The sequence below is a fragment of the Cellulosimicrobium funkei genome (genome assembly GCF_001019615.1).
Classification (GTDB): domain Bacteria; phylum Actinomycetota; class Actinomycetes; order Actinomycetales; family Cellulomonadaceae; genus Cellulosimicrobium; species Cellulosimicrobium cellulans_E.
The window spans coordinates 1-16,974 of record NZ_JNBQ01000034.1 but is presented as its reverse complement, the minus strand read 5'-3'; the positions used below and the strand labels follow the sequence as shown (position 1 = coordinate 16,974).

Below are 16,974 nucleotides of genomic sequence, written 5' to 3'. Positions count from 1 at the left end.
GTCAGCGGGCGGCCGCCGACGTCCCGACGGTCGCCGCCGCGCTCACCTCGCCGAGGACCACGGCGTCGATGAGCTGGCGCGCCCAGGCGAGCACCTCGGCACCGCGCAGCGGCCGGCCGCCGATGCGCGCCGTCGTCGGGTACGGCACGAGGAACGCGCGGATCGCGGGCTTGAGGAGCGTGCCCGGGTACAGGCGCTTGAGCCGGAGCTGCGCGGACTCGGCGAGGTCGACCGGCGCGAACCGGATGAACTTGCCCTGCGCCGTGACGTCCGTGAGGCCCGCGCGGCGCGCGTGGTTGCGGAAGTCCGCGACGTCGAACAGCGCGGACGCCACGTCCGGCAGCGCGCCGTACCGGTCGACGAGCTCCGCCCGCACCTCGGCGAGCTCGGGCGCGTCCGTGGCGGCGGCGATCTTCTTGTACGCCTCGAGCCGCAGCCGCTCGGTCGCGATGTACGACTCGGGCAGGTGCGCGTCGACCGGCAGCTCGATGGAGACCTCGGGCTGCTCCTCCGGGCCGTCGCCCCGGTAGTTCGCGACGGCCTCCCCCACCATCCGCACGTAGAGGTCGAACCCCACGCCCGCGATGTGCCCGGACTGCTCGCCCCCGAGCAGGTTGCCCGCGCCGCGGATCTCGAGGTCCTTCATCGCGACCTGCATGCCGGCACCGAGGTCGGTGTGGGCCGCGATGGTCGCGAGGCGGTCGTGCGCCGTCTCGGTCAGGGGCCGCTCCGGCGGGTAGAGGAAGTACGCGTACGCGCGCTCCCGGCCACGGCCCACGCGGCCCCGGAGCTGGTGGAGCTGGGACAGACCGAGCATGTCCGCGCGCTCGAGGATGAGCGTGTTCGCGTTGGAGATGTCCAGGCCGGTCTCGATGATCGTCGTGCAGACGAGGACGTCGAGCTCCTTCTCCCAGAACGCCCGGATCACCTGGTCGAGCTGGTGCTCGTTCATCTTGCCGTGGGCCACGCCCACGCGGGCCTCGGGCACCAGCTCGCGCAGCTTCGACGCCGTGCGCTCGATCGTCTCGACCTTGTTGTGCACGTAGAACACCTGGCCCTCGCGCAGCAGCTCGCGGCGCAGCGCGGCCGCGATCTGCTTCTCCTCGTAGGCACCCACGTAGGTGAGGACGGGGTGGCGCTCCTCGGGCGGCGTCGCGAGCGTCGACATCTCACGGATGCCGGTGACCGCCATCTCGAGCGTGCGCGGGATCGGGGTCGCGGACATGGCGAGCACGTCCACGTTGGTGCGCAGCTGCTTGAGCGTCTCCTTGTGCTCGACGCCGAACCGCTGCTCCTCGTCGATGATGACGAGGCCGAGGTCCTTGAACCGGACGCTGCCCGTGATGAGCCGGTGCGTGCCGATGACGACGTCGACGGTGCCCTTGCGCAGCCCGTCCACGACCTCCTCGGACTCCTTGGGGGTCTGGAAGCGCGAGAGCGCCTTCACCGTGACGGGGAAGCCCGCGTACCGCTCGGAGAACGTCTCGAGGTGCTGCTGGACGAGGAGCGTCGTCGGCACGAGGACCGCGACCTGCTTGCCGTCCTGGACGGCCTTGAACGCCGCGCGGATCGCGATCTCCGTCTTGCCGTAGCCGACGTCGCCGCACACGAGCCGGTCCATGGGGACCGTCTTCTCCATGTCCGCCTTGACCTCGTCGATCGTCGCGAGCTGGTCCGGCGTCTCGACGTACGCGAACGCGTCCTCGAGCTCGCGCTGCCACGGCGTGTCGGCGCCGAACGCGTGCCCCTGCGTCGCCATGCGCGCCGAGTACAGGCGGATGAGCTCGCCCGCGATCTCCTTGACGTGCTTACGCGCCCGGGTCTTGGTCTTCGCCCAGTCCGCGCCGCCCATCTTGTTGAGGCTCGGCGACTCGCCGCCCGTGTACTTGGTGACCTGGTCGAGCTGGTCCATGGGCACGAACAACCGGTCGCCGGGCTGGCCGCGCTTGCTGCTGGCGTACTCGATGACGAGGTACTCGCGCGTCGCGGCGTTGCCGCCCGTGCCGAGCGTGCGCTGCACGAGCTCGACGAACCGGCCCACGCCGTGCTGCTCGTGCACGACGAAGTCGCCTGCCTTGAGCTGGAGCGGGTCGACGACGTTGCGCCGCCGGCTCGGCATCTTGCGCATGTCGCGCGTGCTCGTCCCCGCACGGCCCGTGAGGTCGGCCTCGGAGAAGACGGCGAGGCGCAGCCCCGGCGCGACGAAGCCCTTGCCGACCATGGCGGGGGTGACGAGGACGATGCCGCCCTCGGGCTCGTCGTCGAGGCGCGGCACGAGGCGCGCGGGCGTGTCGACCGCGCCGAGCTGCTCGACCATGCGCTTGGCCGGGCCGTGGCCCTCGGTCGTGAGCACGAGGCGCCAGCCCGCGTGCTGGAGCCCGCGCACGTCGTCGAGAGCGCGCGAGACGTCGCCGCGGTAGGACTCGACGTCACGCGCGCCGATCGTGAAGGTCGGGACGCCGTCCGCGCTCTCGCCCACGTGCGCGGCCGTCGTGCCCGACGACGCGCCCGCGCCGCCTGCGTCCCGCGCACCGGCGTCGGTGGCCGCGTCCGCCGGCAGGTCGAGGTCCGGGTTGTCGAGCGCGAACGACGAAAGCGTCCACCAGCCCAGGCCACGGCGCTGGGCGACCGCGCGCACCTCCGCGAAGGTCTCGAACGACGCCGCCGAGAGGTCGAGGGGCGACGTCCCGCCCGCCACCGCGCCCGTCCACGCCGCCGCGAGGAACTCCTCCGTCGTCGCGACGAGATCGTGCGCGCGACGCCGGACGCGCTCGGCGTCGTCCAGCACGAGGAGCGCGTCGTCGGGGACGAGCTCGAGCACCGGGACCATGCGGTCCACGAGGACCGGCGCGAGCGACTCCATGCCCTCGACCGCGACACCCGCGGCGAGCTTGTCGAGCATCTCGACCGCGCCCGGCAGCTGCTCGACGAGCGCCGCCGCGCGCGCCCGCACGGACTCGGTGAGCAGGATCTCGCGGCACGGCGGCGCCCACAGCCCGTGCTCCGCGATCTCGAGGCTGCGCTGGTCCGCGACCGCGAACCAGCGGATCTCCGACACCTCGTCGCCCCAGAACTCCACGCGCAGCGGGTGGTCCTCGGTGGGCGGGAACACGTCGAGGATGCCGCCGCGCACCGCGAACTCGCCGCGGCGCTCGACCATGTCCACGCGCGTGTACGCGGCCGCGACGAGCCGCTCCGCGACGTCGGTCAGGTCCGCCGTCGACCCGGCGTGCAGCTCGACCGGCTCGAGCTCGCCCAGCCCGTCCACGACCGGCTGGAGGAGCGCGCGCACCGGCATGACGAGCACGCGGACGGGGCCCGACGGCCCGACCTCCGGGTCCGGGTGCGCGAGGCGGCGGAACACGGCGATGCGCTTGGCGACCGTGTCAGCGCGCGGGCTCAGCCGCTCGTGCGGCAGCGTCTCCCAGCTCGGCAGCACCGCGACCACGTCGGCCAGCTCGTCCGGCAGGTACGCCCGGACGCTCGCCGCGAGCTCGTCCGCGTCGCGCCCGGTCGCCGTCACGACCACGAGCGGGCGCGCGCCCGGCGCCCACGCCGGCGCCGCTCCCCCAGGCGCGGGTTCGTCCGCCGGACCCGTCGCGCGCGCCCCCGCCATCGCCGCGAGCAGCGGCGGACGCGCACCCGCCGGGCCGACCACGTCCGCCTCGCCGCGGGCACGCACGTGCTCGACCGCCGCCGTCGCGGCGGGGTCGGCGAGCAGCGCGGGCAGGATACCGGTGAGGTTCATGCGGTGGGGTCCCTCCGAGGACGGTGGTCGGGAGCGTTGGCGGCCGCGCGCGGGGGCGGGCCCGGGTCGAGGACGGTACCGGGGCTGGCTGAGGACACGACGGGGCAGCACGAACGGCCCGGACCGAGGCTCACCGAGGGGCGAGCGGGTCCGGGCTGACGTCGTGCGAGACGACGGATCCCAGCGTACGCCCCGCCGCCCACACGTCGACCGGCGGCGGCGCGACGGGGACGCGACGTTTTCACCCGGCGTCTCCCGCTCGCGACCGGTGACACGGTCCCCGCTGCTCCGTCATGCTCGGGGCGTGTCCACGTCTGCGGCGCCGGCCTCCGTGCCGGCCCGGCCCCGCTCCTCCGCGCTCCTGGTGGTGCTCGTGCTGCTCGTCGCGGCCTTCGTCGCGCTCTGGGCCGCCTCGCACCTCACCGTCGCGGGCCAGCGTGCCGACGCGGGGGCGTTCCGGACGCTCGCTCCCCTGCACGACGCCGGGCGCGACCTCGCGGGGGCGCTGCGCCGGGGTCTCCCGGTGGCGTGCGCGGCGGTCGTCGCCGTCCTGGGCATGGTCGCGGTCGTGCGCCGCGCGTGGCGCGACCTCCTCGCCGCCGTCGTCGTCGTGCTCGGTATCGTCGGGATCGCGCTTGGGCTCCGCGAGGTCCTCGTGCGGCCGGACCTCGGGGGGTACGGCTACGCCTACCAGACCTTCCCGAGCGGGCACGTCGCGGTGGTCGGCGGCCTGTGCGTCGCGATCTGGCTGCTGTGGCCGTGGCGGTCGTCGCGCGCGGCCGCGGGCTGGGCCGCGATCGGGGTGACGGCGGTCGCCGCCCTCGCCTCCGTCGTGACGTACGCGCACCGGCCGAGCGACGTCGTCGGCTCGCTGCTCGTCGCGGCGGCCGTCACGGTCGCCGTCGTGTGGCTGCTCGACGTCCCGCGGGGGGCTCGCGCGGCGGGGGCACCCCCGGCCGCGGCTCCCGCCGTCACCGACGGGACGCCCCAGCCTCCCCGGGTCGGCGACCCCTCGGCCTGACCTCGGCGAGCCCCGCGTAGAGGTCCTCGTACCGGTCGACGACGCGCTCCCACGTGAAGTCCTCGACCCGCCGGCGGCCGGCGGCCCCGATCCGCCCCGCGCGCTCCGGGTCGTCGAGCAGGCCGAGCACGGCCGCCGCGAGCGCCTGGGTGTCCTGGGGGTCCACGAGCACGCCGTCGACGCCGTCGGTGACGATCTCCGGGGGCCCGCCCCGCACCGTCGCCACGAGCGGCCGGCCAGACCGCCACGCCTCGAGGACGACGAGCGGGGCGGCGTCGGCGCGGCTCGGCACGACGACCACGTCCGCAGCCGCGAGGCGGGCCGCCACCTCCGAGGGGTCCAGCCGCCCGGGCAGCTCGACGCGGTCCGTCAGCCCCGCCGACGCGACCCGGCGGCGCAGCGCGCCCGCCTCGCTCCCGTCGCCGACGACGACAAGCCGCGCCCGGTCGCGCAACGGCGACGACGCGAACGCGTCCACGAGCAGGTCGAACCCCTTGACGTGCTCGATCCGCCCCACCGCGACGACCACGGGCTCGCGCACCGGGCCCGACCGCGCGGGCTCCTCCGCCGCCGCGGCGTCCTGCGGACGGTGCTCGACCAGGTCGTGCCCGGCCACGCCGTGCCCGGCCGCGTCGTGCCCGGCCAGGTCGACGCCGTTCGGGACGACCACGGCGTCCGGCGCCCCGAAGCGGACCAGGTCGTCCGCGACGACGCGCGAGCACCCCGTCACCGCGCCCGCGACGCCGATCGAGCGCTCGAGCGCCGCGCGCAGCAGCCGCGAGTGCTCGAACACCGCGTGGTCGTCCGCGAAGGTCTCCCCGTGCGAGCTGACCACGAGCGGCGTGCGCGTGAGCGTGCGCAGGCCGAGGGCGTACGCGCCGTTGGGGCCGAAGCACTGCACGTGCAGCACGTCGGGCCGGAACGCCCGGAACGCCCGGCCCCAGGCGACCGCCGCGGACGGCGCGGCGAGGGCGAACCGGGCGACGTCGCCGGGCCGGCTCGACGGCTGCGGGGTCGGCAGGTAGCGCACGAGGACGCCGTCCACGCGGCGCGTGCCGAGCCGCTCGCCGCGGTCGACGGTCCAGACCTCCACCGCGGTCCCCCGTGCCGCCAGCACCCGAGCGACGTGCCGCACGTGCGACTCGACGCCCCCGGTGTGCGGGTCGAACGAGCTCGCGACCAGCGCCACACGACGTCCCGCCATGCGCCCCTCACCCTCTCGCGGGACTGCCCGCGCCCGGTCCACGATCACCCGCTCATCACCCGCTCCCGCAGGTCCGGCGGGGCGTCCGCGCCACTAGAGTGGGCCACTCTACCGACCGCTCCGGTCGTCCCGACCGTGCCGCGCCCGCCGCGCACCACGCCCCGAGGGGGACCCTCCCGATGCCGCAGCTCGTCGTCGCGACCGTCGCGGTCGAGGTCCCGATGGGGGCCCAGGTGTACCAGGAGGAGGTCGCCTCGCGCGCGGCGGGAGCGCTCGCGGACGGTTCCGCCGGCGCGACCGGCGCGACCGGCAGCTGGTCCGTCGACCGGGCCGTCTTCCGCTCGCTGCGCTCCCCGCTCGCCGGGACCCACCGGCTCCCGCTCGGACGCCTCGGCTCCGCGAGCCCTGCGGTGCGCCGGGCCGTCGGCCGCGCGGTCTACCCGCGCGGCGCGGTCGTGCACCGCGTGGGGCTCGACCTGCCGCCGCACCCGACGCGCGACGTCGTCGCCGTGCAGGACGTCGTGTCGTGGCGCTACGACGACGAGTCCGCGCCGGTGCGCGCTGCCGCCGAGGAGGTCCGCCGCGCGGCGGCCGTCGTGTGCGTGTCGGAGTTCAGCGCGGACGAGGCAGCCGACGTCCTCGGGCTCGCCGAGCGACCGTCCGTGGCCTACAACGGCGTCGACCCGGTCTACTTCTCCGCCGAGCCGCTCCCCCGCGAGCGTCTCGCGGCGCTCGGGGTCGACGGCCCGTACGTGCTGCACGCGGGCGGTGCGTCGCGGCGCAAGAACCTCGAGGAGCTGGCGGTCGCGTGGACCGCCGTCCGCTCCGCGCGCCCCGACCTCACACTCGTCATGAGCGGGCCGCCGCACCCCCGGCGCACGGCGCTGTTCGCGGACCTGCCCGGCACGCGGCTCGTCGGTCGGCTGCCGGGCGAGCTCATGCCGGGGCTCGTTGCGGGCGCCGCGGCCGTCGTCGTGCCGTCGCGCTACGAGGGGTTCGGGCTGCCCGCCCTCGAGGCCATGGCGGCAGGGGTCCCCGTGGTCGCGGCGCGCACCAGCTCCCTGCCCGAGGTCGTGGGCGACGGCGGCGTGCTCGCCGAGCCGGACGGCACGAGCCTCGCGGAAGCGCTGCTGTGGGTGACGACGCGCGACGCCGAGGTCGAGGCGCTCGTCGGGCGCGGGCGCGAGCGCGCCGCCACGTTCACGTGGGAGCGCAGCGCCGCGCAGCACGCGGCGATCTGGCGAGCGGTCGCCGCGCGCGGCTGACCGCGCCCGCACCCGGGCGACGGCGCTCACCCTGCCGGCTCCCACGCCCGGACCGCGCTGATCGTCGCGATCCACTCGCTCTCCGTCGCGAGCGGGATGAAGTCGGGGTGCAGCCCGCCGACAATCCCCGTGTAGTTCGCCGCGAGCACGGGCACGTCCCGCTCGGTCGTCATCGGGAGCGTCACGCGCACCGCCGTGACCTCGACGGGCTCGAACGTGAAGAGCGCGACGCGGTCGAGGAACTGGTCGGTCTGCTGCGCGACGTCGTGCCAGTCGCCGTCGGGCGTCCGCACGGAGACGGTGTAGTCGCGCAGTCCCGACGTGCAGCACCGGATGCCGGCCGTCGCGACGGCGACGCGGTCGATCGTGCGTGGGCCGTCGGTCGTGACCTCGACGCCGGGGGCCTCGTCGACCGACCCGTCGGCCAGGCGCCCGGACCGCCACGGCTCGCGCACGGCGAAGGTCCCCGACGTCACGACGTCGGGACCGCTCGCGTCCTCGTGGGTCGACGTCGCGGTCACCGGCCGGCCCTCGAGCACGTCGTCGGCGAACGGCTCGGCGGGGGCGACCTCGAGCGCCGTGCCCGCCGGCGCGACGAGCAGCACGGGCGCGCCGTCCACCGGGACCTCGACGCCCCCCGAGGGGACCTCCAGGCCGCGCTCGGCGCCGTACGGGTCGCGCGCGGTCACGGTGACCGCACCGTCCGGCGCCGTCAGCCGCACGGTGGTGGACAGGTCCTCGCCCCACAGGGCGAGCAGCTCGGCGCCCTCGACCTCGCCCGTCCCGGGCGCGCGCACGGCGTGGACCCCGGGGGTCCCGGTCTCGACCGCCTCGGGCGGCCCGAACCCGTCGAGGAACGCCGCGCTCGCCGCGAAGGCGGCGCCGGCGGGCTTCACGTACTGCCCGTACTGGAGCAGCGACCACGAGTTCCCCGCCTCGCCGAACCCGCCCTCGGAGAAGAAGTACGTCCACTCGTCGACGCCCTCGAGCCCGTACCAGAGGAGCTTGCGCACGACGTCGGACCCGCCCGCCCAGAAGTTCGCGACGCCGTCGGACCACCACCCGGACTCGGTGTCCCACACGGGGACGTCCCCGCACGGACCGATCGCCTCGCGCAGCCGGTCCAGCTCGGCGCCGTCCGCGGAGAACCCCTCCTCCTCCCACGACCGGTTGAACCCGGTGTAGGGGTGGATCCCGACGACGTCGAGCGAGTCGCACCCGCCCGCCGCGACCAGGTCGGCCCACCACGCGGGCTCGATCCCGAGCGTGTTGCCCCCGACCACGACGACGTCGGCCGACGCGTCGCGAGCGCCCGCCGCGAACGGCGCGCCGACCTCCTCCTCGTACGCGGCCGCGTCCTCGTAGCCCGTGTTGTTGGGCTCGTTCCACGGCTGCCAGGAGCGGATCTGCGGCGCGTGCTCGTGGACGGCGGCGACGATCTCGCGCGTCCACCCCTCCCAGGTGCCGGCCTCGACCGCGGCCTGCTCCGCCTCGCCGCCCGAGCCGAGCTGGAGCGTGAGGATCACGCCCGTCTCCTCGGCGAGCTCGGCGGCGGCCGCGAGCTCGGTGAACGGGTCGACGTCGGCGGGCTCCTCGCCCTCCTCCTCGTCGGGCGCGAACGCCGCGTTCGGCAGCGAGTCCCAGACGAGCGCGGCGGCGTCCGGCTCGGCGGTCGGGTCGGGCACGATCGCGCCGAAGTCGAGCTGCGTACGGTGGCTGCCCACGCCGAGCTGGCCGGCGAGCTGCACGCCGCGCAGCGGGCCGGCACCGCCCCAGTCCGCGCCGTCCGCGAGCGCCGCCGGGTCGAGCCCGCTGCCCGCGGCGGCCACGGTGTAGCGCAGGCACGTCCCCGAGACCGCCTCGCCCGTCGCGGCGTCGACCAGCGCGGCGTCGACCTCGTACACGCCCGGTCGGGTCGGCGGCAGGTCGAGTGGGACGTCGCCGCCGTCCGCGGGGAGGTCGACGACGGTCTCCTCGCCGACCACCGGGTCCCACACGCGCGGGTCGCCGCGCACCTGGTAGCGCAGGCGGTACGTCCCGGAGGAGGCGCCCCACGCGTCGTCGAACGCCGCGACCACGCGCGGCGCGGTCCCGTCGGGGAAGACGCCGTAGGGCGCGTCCACGAGCAGCCCGGCACCGAGCCCGAGGCCGCCGAACAGCTCCTCGTTCGCCGCGTTGTACTTCACCGGCGCGCCGAGCTGGTACGCCATGCGGTCGGCCGTGATCTCGGTGACGGCGAACCCGCCGTCCTCGCCGTGCGTGAGCACGTAGTACGGCGCGTCCCCGGCGGTGCCGTCGCGCAGCACCGGCGTGCTCTCCCACAGCGCGAACGGCTGCTCGAGGTCCTTGTGCGTGTCCGGCCACACGCCCCGGAAGACGCCGTCGCTCCCCCACCACCGGAACCCGAGGTTCTCGTCGGCGACGACGAGGCCGTCGCCCTCGGGCCCGGAGGAGGGCCCGGTGGTCGCGCCCGTCGTGTCGTCGAGCCAGGGCACACGCGGCACGCCGAACGGTCGCCCGCGCTCCCACGAGGCGCCGAGGTGGAAGGACGCGTCGTCGCCCTCCGGCCCCACGGCGCGCAGGTCGAGCGTGCGGCGCTCGTCGTCGCGCACGTCGGTCTGCACCAGGGCCGTGCCGTCCGGGAGCTGGGCGAGGACGGCGCCCTCGAACGGGGTCTCCGCGAGGAGCTCCCCGTCGCCCGACACCTCGTGCAGGACCTCGCCCCCCTCCTGGACGCCGACGACGGTCCCGCCGTCGCCCGTCCAGCGCACCGTCCCGTACAGGTCGAGCAGGTCGCCCGCCGTGTGCTCCCCCTCGGGGATCGTCACCGACCAGGTCGTGGTCCCGTCGGGCGCGACCTTGAGCAGGTCGCGGCGGTGCATGAGCGTGTCGAGGAGGTAGACGCTCCCGTCGGGGTCGACCTCGAAGGAGTCGGTGCGGAACGTCTCGCTCGCGCCGTCCCAGTCGAGCTCGACCGGCGTCGTCGCCTCCACGTCCCCGGTCGCGAGGTCGTAGCGCGTCACGGTGTACGTCGCCTCGCGGTCCCACTCCAGCACGTACGCCGCGCCGTCGAGCACGCGGAACGTGACGAGCTCGCCGTCCTCGAGGGTCACGACGTCGTCGACGACCGTGCGGACCCCGTCCAGCGCCTCGGTGTCGACGCCGTCGTCGGTCACCTGCTCGAGGCGGGGGAACCCGCACAGGGGCAGCGCGCCCGCCTGCGTGACGGGCGCGGCCGCGGGGACCGGGGACGCGGTGAACGGCGGCGCGTCCGACGTGCGCCCCGCCCCGGTGCCGCCGATCGCGACGGCCGCGACCAACCCGAGGACGGCGGCGACGACGCCACCCACGACCGTGAGGTCTGCACCGCCCTCGGGCCTCTCCCGGTCCTCGTCCGAAACCATCTCGCCGCCCTGTCGTCGTCGGGCCCTGCTGCTCGGGTGCCGCTCCCGCGAGCGTAGGTCCGCGGGGGGTCGACACCGAGGGCCGGCGGGCACTTTCACCCGCGTTCGTCCGGTTCCGGGCTCGATTCACCCGTTCGACCCGACCGCGAGCGCGAGCAGGACGACTATCTTTCATCTGTGCAGGCGACCACGGAACCCGCGATCCGCGTCGCCGGGCTGGGCAAGACGTACCGGCTCGGTGCGTTCGGCGAGCGACCGTCCACCGCCGCGGCCGCCGCCATCCAGTGGGTGCGGTCGACCGGCAAGCAGAAGTACACGCTGTTCGACGCGCTCGACGACGTCTCCTTCGAGGTCCCGCAGGGCGAAGCGCTCGGGATCGTCGGGCGCAACGGCGCCGGCAAGTCGACGCTGCTCAAGATCCTCACGCGCGTCACCGCGCCCACGCGCGGGCGCATCGAGCTCACCGGGCGGGTCGGGTCGCTCCTCGAGGTCGGCACGGGGTTCCACCCGGAGCTCACGGGCAAGGAGAACATCTTCCTCAACGGCGCGATCCTCGGCATGACGCGCAAGGAGATCACCAAGCGCTACGACGAGATCGTCGCGTTCTCCGGCATCGAGAAGTTCCTCGCGACCCCCGTCAAGCGCTACTCCTCCGGCATGTACGTGCGGCTCGCGTTCTCGGTCGCCGCCCACCTCGACACGGAGATCCTCGCGATCGACGAGGTCCTCGCGGTCGGCGACGCCGAGTTCCAGCGCCGCTCGATCCAGAAGATGCGCGAGGCCGCCCAGGGCGGTCGCACCGTGCTCTACGTGAGCCACCAGCTGCAGACCGTCCAGGCCCTGTGCACGTCCGCGGTCCTCCTCGACCGCGGGACCCTGAAGTACTCGGGCACGGTCGAGGGGACGCTCCAGGCCTACCGCGACAGCTTCGAGAGCTTCGCCGCGGCGCAGTCCGACCCCAAGAAGCGTCCCGGCAACGGCAAGGTCCGGCTCTCCTCGGTCCGCATGGAGGACGAGTTCGTCAAGTCGTCCCAGGACATCGTCGTCGACTTCGAGGCGCCTGCGAGCAAGAAGCTCGTCGGGACCTACTTCGTCTCGATGCACATCAACAACGACCAGGGGACCGTCATCGCGCAGTGCGACTCGCGTCTCGTCGGGAAGTGGTTCGACCCGGAGCAGCCCCAGAAGGGCCGCCTCGTGGTCCGCGACCTGTGGCTCAAGCCCGGCCAGTACACGGTCGACGTGTACGCGTGCCAGGCCGGCGTGCTCGACGCGTGGGAGGGTGCGTGGCGCTTCGAGGTGCTGCCCGACCTTCCCTACCCGGAGTTCACGGAGGCGTCCAGCACCGAGAAGGGCATGGTCTTCGTGAACTTCGAGTACGAGGGGGCCTGACGTGGAGCAGACCGTGCAGCGCACCGTCATCACGCCGCCGGGGCGCCTCAACCTCCCGTCCTGGCGCGAGCTGTGGAACGCGCGCGAGGTCGCCGTCCGGCTCGCGCTGCGCGACGTCATCGTGCGCTACCGCCAGACGATCTTCGGCATCACGTGGGTCATCGCCCAGCCGCTGGTCAGCGCCGGCATCTTCACCATCGTCTTCGGGGAGATCGCGGGGCTGTCGACGGGGAATATCCCCACCTTCCTCTTCACGCTCGCGGGCATGCTCGCGTGGAACCTGTTCAACGGTGCCCTCGGCCGTGCGTCCGGCTCGATGGTCGGCAACCAGTCCCTCGTGCAGAAGGTCTTCTTCCCGCGGCTCCTGGTCCCGATCTCGAGCCTCGCCTCCGTCGTGCTCGACTTCCTCGTCGCGCTCGCGCTCGCGGTCGTGCTGCTCTTCGTCTACGGCATCAACCCCGGCTGGGCGGTCCTGCTCCTGCCCGTCTGGGTGCTGCTCATCCTGCTGATCGGCACGGGGCTCGGCCTCGCCGCCGCGGCGTACATGGTCAAGTACCGCGACGTCGGGTACGTGCTGCCCTGGCTCGTCCAGATCCTCCTCTACGCGAGCCCGGTCGCCTACGCGCTGTCGTCCGTGCCCGAGAACCTGCGCTGGCTCTTCGACATCAACCCGGTGACGTGGTTCCTCGAGGGCTTCCGCTGGTCCCTGCTGGGCACCGACTTCCCGCCCACGTGGCAGGTCGTGGCGCTCGTGGTCGCCGCCCCGCTGATCTTCCTCGCCGGGACGCTCGTGTTCCAGAAGAACGAGCGCGAGTTCGCGGACTTCATCTGATGCGCGTCACCGCGTACGTCCTCCTCGCCGACCCGAGCTTCCTGCGCGCGAGCCTGCTCGCGTACTACCACCTCGTCGACCGGGTCGTCCTGTCCTACGACGAGACGAGCACGTCGTGGACGGGGACCCCGCTGCCGGTCGACGAGTGCCTCGCGGTCGTCGAGGAGATCGACACGGACGGCAAGTGCGTGCACGCCCCCGGACGCTTCGCCCGGCTCGACGAGCACCCCCTCGACAACGACACGTACCAGCGCCAGTCCGCCCTCGACGCGGCGTCGGAGGGTGCCGACTGGGTGCTCCAGCTCGACACGGACGAGGTCATGCTGGACCCGGCCGCGTTCCGCGCGTCCCTGGACGCCGCCGAGCGGGCGGGGGCGGGCGGGCTCCACTACCCCGCGCGCTGGCTCTACTCGCGCGTCGCGCCGGGGCGCTACCTGGAGTCGAGCACGCGTCTCGGCCGGCCCGCGGCGTCGTACCCCGGGCCGCTGGCGGTGCGCGCCGGCACGACCCTCGCCCACGCGCGGCAGGCCGACGTGCCGCTCTACCGCGTCGACCTGCGGCCCTGGAACACCGACCCGAGCCACCCGCACGACACCGTCGTCCACGAGGTCGTGCGCCCCGACCAGGCCGTGCTCCACTTCTCCTGGGTCCGCCGCCCGGAGGCCATGCGGCAGAAGTTCGGGTGGTCCGGGCACACGGCCCACTACTCGCGCCCGGGGGTCTACGAGTCGTGGGTCGGGCGGTCGCGACGCCCGCGCCGCACGGTGCTCACCACTCCCCTCCGCCGCCAGGACTGGTTCCGCCTCGTGACCGTCCCCGAGCCGCCGGGAGGCGCGCCGTGAGCCCGACCGTGAGCGTCGTCGTCGTGACGTACGGCCGCCCCGAGAGCGTGCGCGCGTGCCTGGAGCACCTGGAGCGGCTCGACACCCCGCCGCTCGAGGTGGTGGTCGTCGACTCGACCCCCGCGGACACGACGCGCCGGCTCGTGCGCGAGGAGTTCCCCGACGTGCGGCTCCTGCACAGCACGCTCGGGCGCGGCACGACGCCCGAGTCGCGGCAGATGGGCTTCGCCGTCACCCGCGGCGACGTCGTGGCCTTCGTCGACGACGACGCCTACGCGGCGCCCGACTGGCTCGACGAGCTCATCGCGCCCTACGCCGACCCGGACGTCGTCGCCGTCGGTGGCCGCGCCGACAACGGCATCCCCGGCGAGGAGCACGAGGGGCTGGACCGCATCGGCCGGCTGCTCCCCGACGGCCGCCTCACCGGCAGCTTCGCCGCCGACCCCGGCCGCGTCGTCGAGGTCGACCACCTGCTCGGGGCGAACATGTCGTTCCGCCGCAGCGCCCTGGACGCGATCGGCGGCATCCGCGGCAACTACCCGGGCACCTGCCTGTGCGAGGAGTCCGACATCTCGCTGCGCCTGCGCGCGACGGGCGGGCGCCTGCTCTACACGCCGCGCGCGGTCGTGCGGCACATGGCCGCGCCGTACGGGATCGGTGGCAAGCGCTTCGACCGGCGCTACCTGTACTACGCCCGCCGCAACCACCTCGTCATGCTCGTGCGCAACTTCGGGTGGCGGGACCCGATCGTGCGTCGGTACGCCCGCACGACCGTCCGCGACCAGCGCGACTACCTGCGCACCACCGCGCGGCGCCTCGGGCCGACCAAGTCGGACGGGACGCGCCGGTCCCTGCGCAAGCGGGTCACGGCCCCGGTCGTCCTCACGCGGGCGGTGGCGGAGCTGGTCGGCCTGGCCGCGGGCGTCCCCGCCGCCGTGCGCGCGACGCGGCAGGACCGCGCGGAAGGGCTCGCGACGCCATGACCCCGGGGGCGGGCAGGCCGCTCGTCCACGCGATCACGCCGGGCGACCACTTCTCCCCGCGAACGGGCAGCGCCGTCCCGACCGTGGTCGACGGTCTCTCGCGGCACCGGCCCGAGGGCAGCCCGCGGCCGACGGTCCTCGTCGCGCGCGGGACCTACCCGGACCGCTACACGAGCGCCGACGTCGTCGAGTACGCGCCACGGCGCTCCCGACGGAGCGACCGCTACGTCGACTCGGCGCTCGCGCGCGTGGGCGCCCCCCGGATGGCGGCGCGCCGCGCGTTCGCCGCCGTCGTCGGCGGCCAGGACGAGTGGCGGCCGTCGTTCGTGCTCGCCCACAACGCCCCGGCCCTGGTGCCGCTGGTCGACGCGCGGCACGTGCCCGTGCTCTACGCGCACAACCAGGTGCTGCGGACCTACACGGCCCGCGACGCGGGCCGGACGCTGGCGCACGCCCCGGTGGTGTGCGTGAGCGACTTCCTCGCGGAGCAGGTCCGGGCGCGGCTCCCGCGGGAGCTCGGCGACCAGGTGCGCACCGTCCGCAACGGGGTGGACCCGACGCTCCTCGACGTCCCGCGCGCGGACTCCGCCGACGACGGCCTGCACGTCGTGTACGTCGGCCGGGTCATCCCCGACAAGGGCGTCCACGTGCTGCTGGCCGCTGTCGAGGCGCTGGACCGCGCCGACGTCCGCGTGACGGTCGTCGGGCGCCCAGGGTTCGACGCCCGGGACCCGCTGACGCCCTACGAGCAGGAGCTCCGCCGGACAGCGGCCGGCCTGCGGTCGCCGGTCCGGTTCGCGTCGTTCCTCGCCCGCGACGCGCTGCCCGCCGTCCTCGCGACCGCCTCGGTCGTCGTCGTCCCCTCCACCTGGCCCGAGCCGTTCGGGCTCACCGCGCTGGAGGGCATGGCGGCCGGCGCCGCCGTCGTCGCGTCCGACGTCGGCGGGCTGCCGGAGGCCGTCGGCGACGGCGGGCTCCTGGTCCCGCCGGGCGACGTCGACCGGCTCGCCGAGGCGCTGGACGGGCTGCGCGACGCGCACACCCTCGGCCAGGCTCAGGCGAGGGCGCGGGCGACCGCGCGGACACGGACCTGGGCGGCGGCCGCGGCCCGTCTCGACGAGGTGCTGGAGGCGTACCGATGACGGTCACCGTGCGGGTCGTCGCGCTCGACGACCTCTCGCCCGCGGACGTCGCGGGCTGGTCCGACCTCGCCGCACGCGCGGCGGAGCCCAACGCGTTCCTCGACCCGGGCTGGCTCCTGCCCGCGACGCGCTGGTTCCCCGCGGCGCGCGACCTGCGACTCCTCCTCGCCGAGGACGCCGACCGGGTGCGCCTGGTCCTGCCGCTCGGCCTGGAGCGGGGGTTCCACCGGCTCCCGGTGGCGTACTCGACGACCGCGACCCCGTACCTCGCGCGGAACGCCTCCGTCTGCGCCCCGCTCGTGGACCGCGACGACACGCGCGCGACACTCGAGGCCGTGCTCGACGCCGTGGGACGCCGCCGCAGCGGCCTGCCCGGGCTGCTCGAGCTGACGCTGTTCCCGGACGGCCCCCTCCTGTCCGCGCTCCTCGACGCCTGCGCGGACCGTCGGCTCCCGGTCCTCGAGCGCTACCGGCTGGAGCGTGCGTGCCTCCGGGTCCCCGGCGAGGACCCCGTCGCGCACCTGAGCAGGCGGCGGCGCCGGCACGTCCGGCAGGACGCGGCCGCCCTGGCCGAGCGGCTCGGCGGTGAGCTCACGATCGTCGACAACGGCGGTGACCCGGCCGCGACCGAGCGTCTGCTGGACCTCGAGGCGTCCGGATGGAAGGGCGACCGGTCGCGCAAGGGGGCCGCGCAGCGCAACAAGCCGCACCAGCTCGGGTGGTTCCAGGAGGCCACGGACGAGATGCGGCGGCAGGGGCGGCTGCACGTCTTCGAGCTCGTGGGCGGCGGGACCACGGTCTACGCGAGCGCGGTGATCCGCTCCGGCAGCGGGCTCTTCGGCTACCTCGACACCTACGACGAGGACCACGCAGACCTGGGGCCGGGCGTGATCGGCCGGGTCATGACGCAGGAGCACGTCGCCGCGCGCGGCGACGTCTCCCTCTTCGACCCGTGCATCCACCCCAAGTTCACCGTCCCGTCGACCCTGTACCCCGGGCGTCGCGACCTCGTCGGGCTCATGGTCGCCGTCCGCGGACCCGTCGCGCGCGCCTGCGTCGGGACGGCGCCCCGGGTCTCGGCCGCGCTGCGGCGCCTGCGCAGTCCGCGTCCCGCGGCGCACGACGCCGGGGGCGCGCCGCC

Annotated in this window: 11 protein-coding genes; 8 read left to right on the top strand and 3 right to left on the bottom strand. The window is 75.0% G+C overall.

Features of this window, described 5'->3' with window-relative positions:
* Position 1: 1 nt before the first annotated feature.
* A complete protein-coding gene (gene mfd / locus FB00_RS17120) occupies positions 2-3,748 on the bottom strand; it encodes a transcription-repair coupling factor (RefSeq protein WP_047234127.1) in 3,747 nt (1,248 codons plus the stop codon).
* Between the two features lie 304 nt (positions 3,749-4,052).
* Here mfd and FB00_RS21295 point away from each other — a divergent pair, with 304 nt between their 5' ends.
* Positions 4,053-4,769, top strand: coding sequence for a phosphatase PAP2 family protein (locus tag FB00_RS21295; RefSeq protein WP_197088842.1), 717 nt, complete (start codon positions 4,053-4,055; stop codon positions 4,767-4,769).
* On the opposite strand, the gene FB00_RS21290 is transcribed toward FB00_RS21295, so the two are convergent.
* Positions 4,720-5,973: a glycosyltransferase family 4 protein gene (locus FB00_RS21290; protein WP_082141444.1), complete on the bottom strand. Its 1,254-nt coding sequence runs from the start codon at positions 5,971-5,973 to the stop codon at positions 4,720-4,722. The two genes, FB00_RS21295 and FB00_RS21290, sit on opposite strands and share 50 nt — an antisense overlap.
* A gap of 179 nt (positions 5,974-6,152) precedes the next feature.
* On the opposite strand from FB00_RS21290, the gene FB00_RS17105 reads away from it, so the two are divergent.
* Positions 6,153-7,238 (top strand): glycosyltransferase family 4 protein, encoded by a 1,086-nt coding sequence (locus tag FB00_RS17105; RefSeq protein ID WP_047234126.1) that lies wholly within the window; start codon positions 6,153-6,155, stop codon positions 7,236-7,238.
* Positions 7,239-7,264: 26 nt separating this feature from the next.
* On the opposite strand, the gene FB00_RS17100 is transcribed toward FB00_RS17105, so the two are convergent.
* Positions 7,265-10,642 (bottom strand): hypothetical protein, encoded by a 3,378-nt coding sequence (locus FB00_RS17100; protein WP_047234125.1) that lies wholly within the window; start codon positions 10,640-10,642, stop codon positions 7,265-7,267.
* Between the two features lie 177 nt (positions 10,643-10,819).
* Between FB00_RS17100 and FB00_RS17095 the strand changes: the two genes are divergently transcribed.
* The 6 genes from FB00_RS17095 to FB00_RS17070 all read left to right on the top strand — a co-directional run.
* Complete coding sequence (locus FB00_RS17095) at positions 10,820-12,034, top strand: ABC transporter ATP-binding protein (protein ID WP_052877748.1); 1,215 nt, start codon at positions 10,820-10,822, stop codon at positions 12,032-12,034.
* Between the two features lies 1 nt (position 12,035).
* Positions 12,036-12,866 carry an ABC transporter permease gene (locus FB00_RS17090; protein WP_047234124.1) on the top strand — a complete coding sequence of 277 codons (831 nt, stop codon included), beginning with the start codon at positions 12,036-12,038 and terminating at the stop codon, positions 12,864-12,866.
* Positions 12,866-13,708 carry a hypothetical protein gene (locus FB00_RS22450; RefSeq protein WP_047234123.1) on the top strand — a complete coding sequence of 281 codons (843 nt, stop codon included), beginning with the start codon at positions 12,866-12,868 and terminating at the stop codon, positions 13,706-13,708. Before FB00_RS17090 ends, FB00_RS22450 begins: the two co-directional genes overlap by 1 nt.
* A complete protein-coding gene (locus FB00_RS22445; protein WP_052877747.1) occupies positions 13,705-14,691 on the top strand; it encodes a glycosyltransferase family 2 protein in 987 nt (328 codons plus the stop codon). Before FB00_RS22450 ends, FB00_RS22445 begins: the two co-directional genes overlap by 4 nt.
* The gene (locus FB00_RS21280) at positions 14,688-15,833 is read left to right on the top strand and encodes a glycosyltransferase family 4 protein (protein ID WP_052877746.1); all 1,146 of its coding nucleotides are present in this window, start codon (positions 14,688-14,690) and stop codon (positions 15,831-15,833) included. Before FB00_RS22445 ends, FB00_RS21280 begins: the two co-directional genes overlap by 4 nt.
* Positions 15,830-16,974 (top strand): GNAT family N-acetyltransferase (locus FB00_RS17070; protein ID WP_047234122.1); only part of this gene is annotated, 1,145 nt, incomplete at its 3' end. The genes FB00_RS21280 and FB00_RS17070, both read left to right, overlap by 4 nt.

Coding starts and splice junctions, on each gene's coding strand:
- FB00_RS22450 (WP_047234123.1), top strand. CDS start 12,866: ATGCGCGTCACCGCGTACGTCCTCCTCGCCGACCCGAGCTTCCTGCGC.
- FB00_RS21290 (WP_082141444.1), bottom strand. CDS start 5,973: ATGGCGGGACGTCGTGTGGCGCTGGTCGCGAGCTCGTTCGACCCGCAC.
- mfd (WP_047234127.1), bottom strand. CDS start 3,748: ATGAACCTCACCGGTATCCTGCCCGCGCTGCTCGCCGACCCCGCCGCG.
- FB00_RS21280 (WP_052877746.1), top strand. CDS start 14,688: ATGACCCCGGGGGCGGGCAGGCCGCTCGTCCACGCGATCACGCCGGGC.
- FB00_RS17105 (WP_047234126.1), top strand. CDS start 6,153: ATGCCGCAGCTCGTCGTCGCGACCGTCGCGGTCGAGGTCCCGATGGGG.
- FB00_RS17100 (WP_047234125.1), bottom strand. CDS start 10,642: ATGGTTTCGGACGAGGACCGGGAGAGGCCCGAGGGCGGTGCAGACCTC.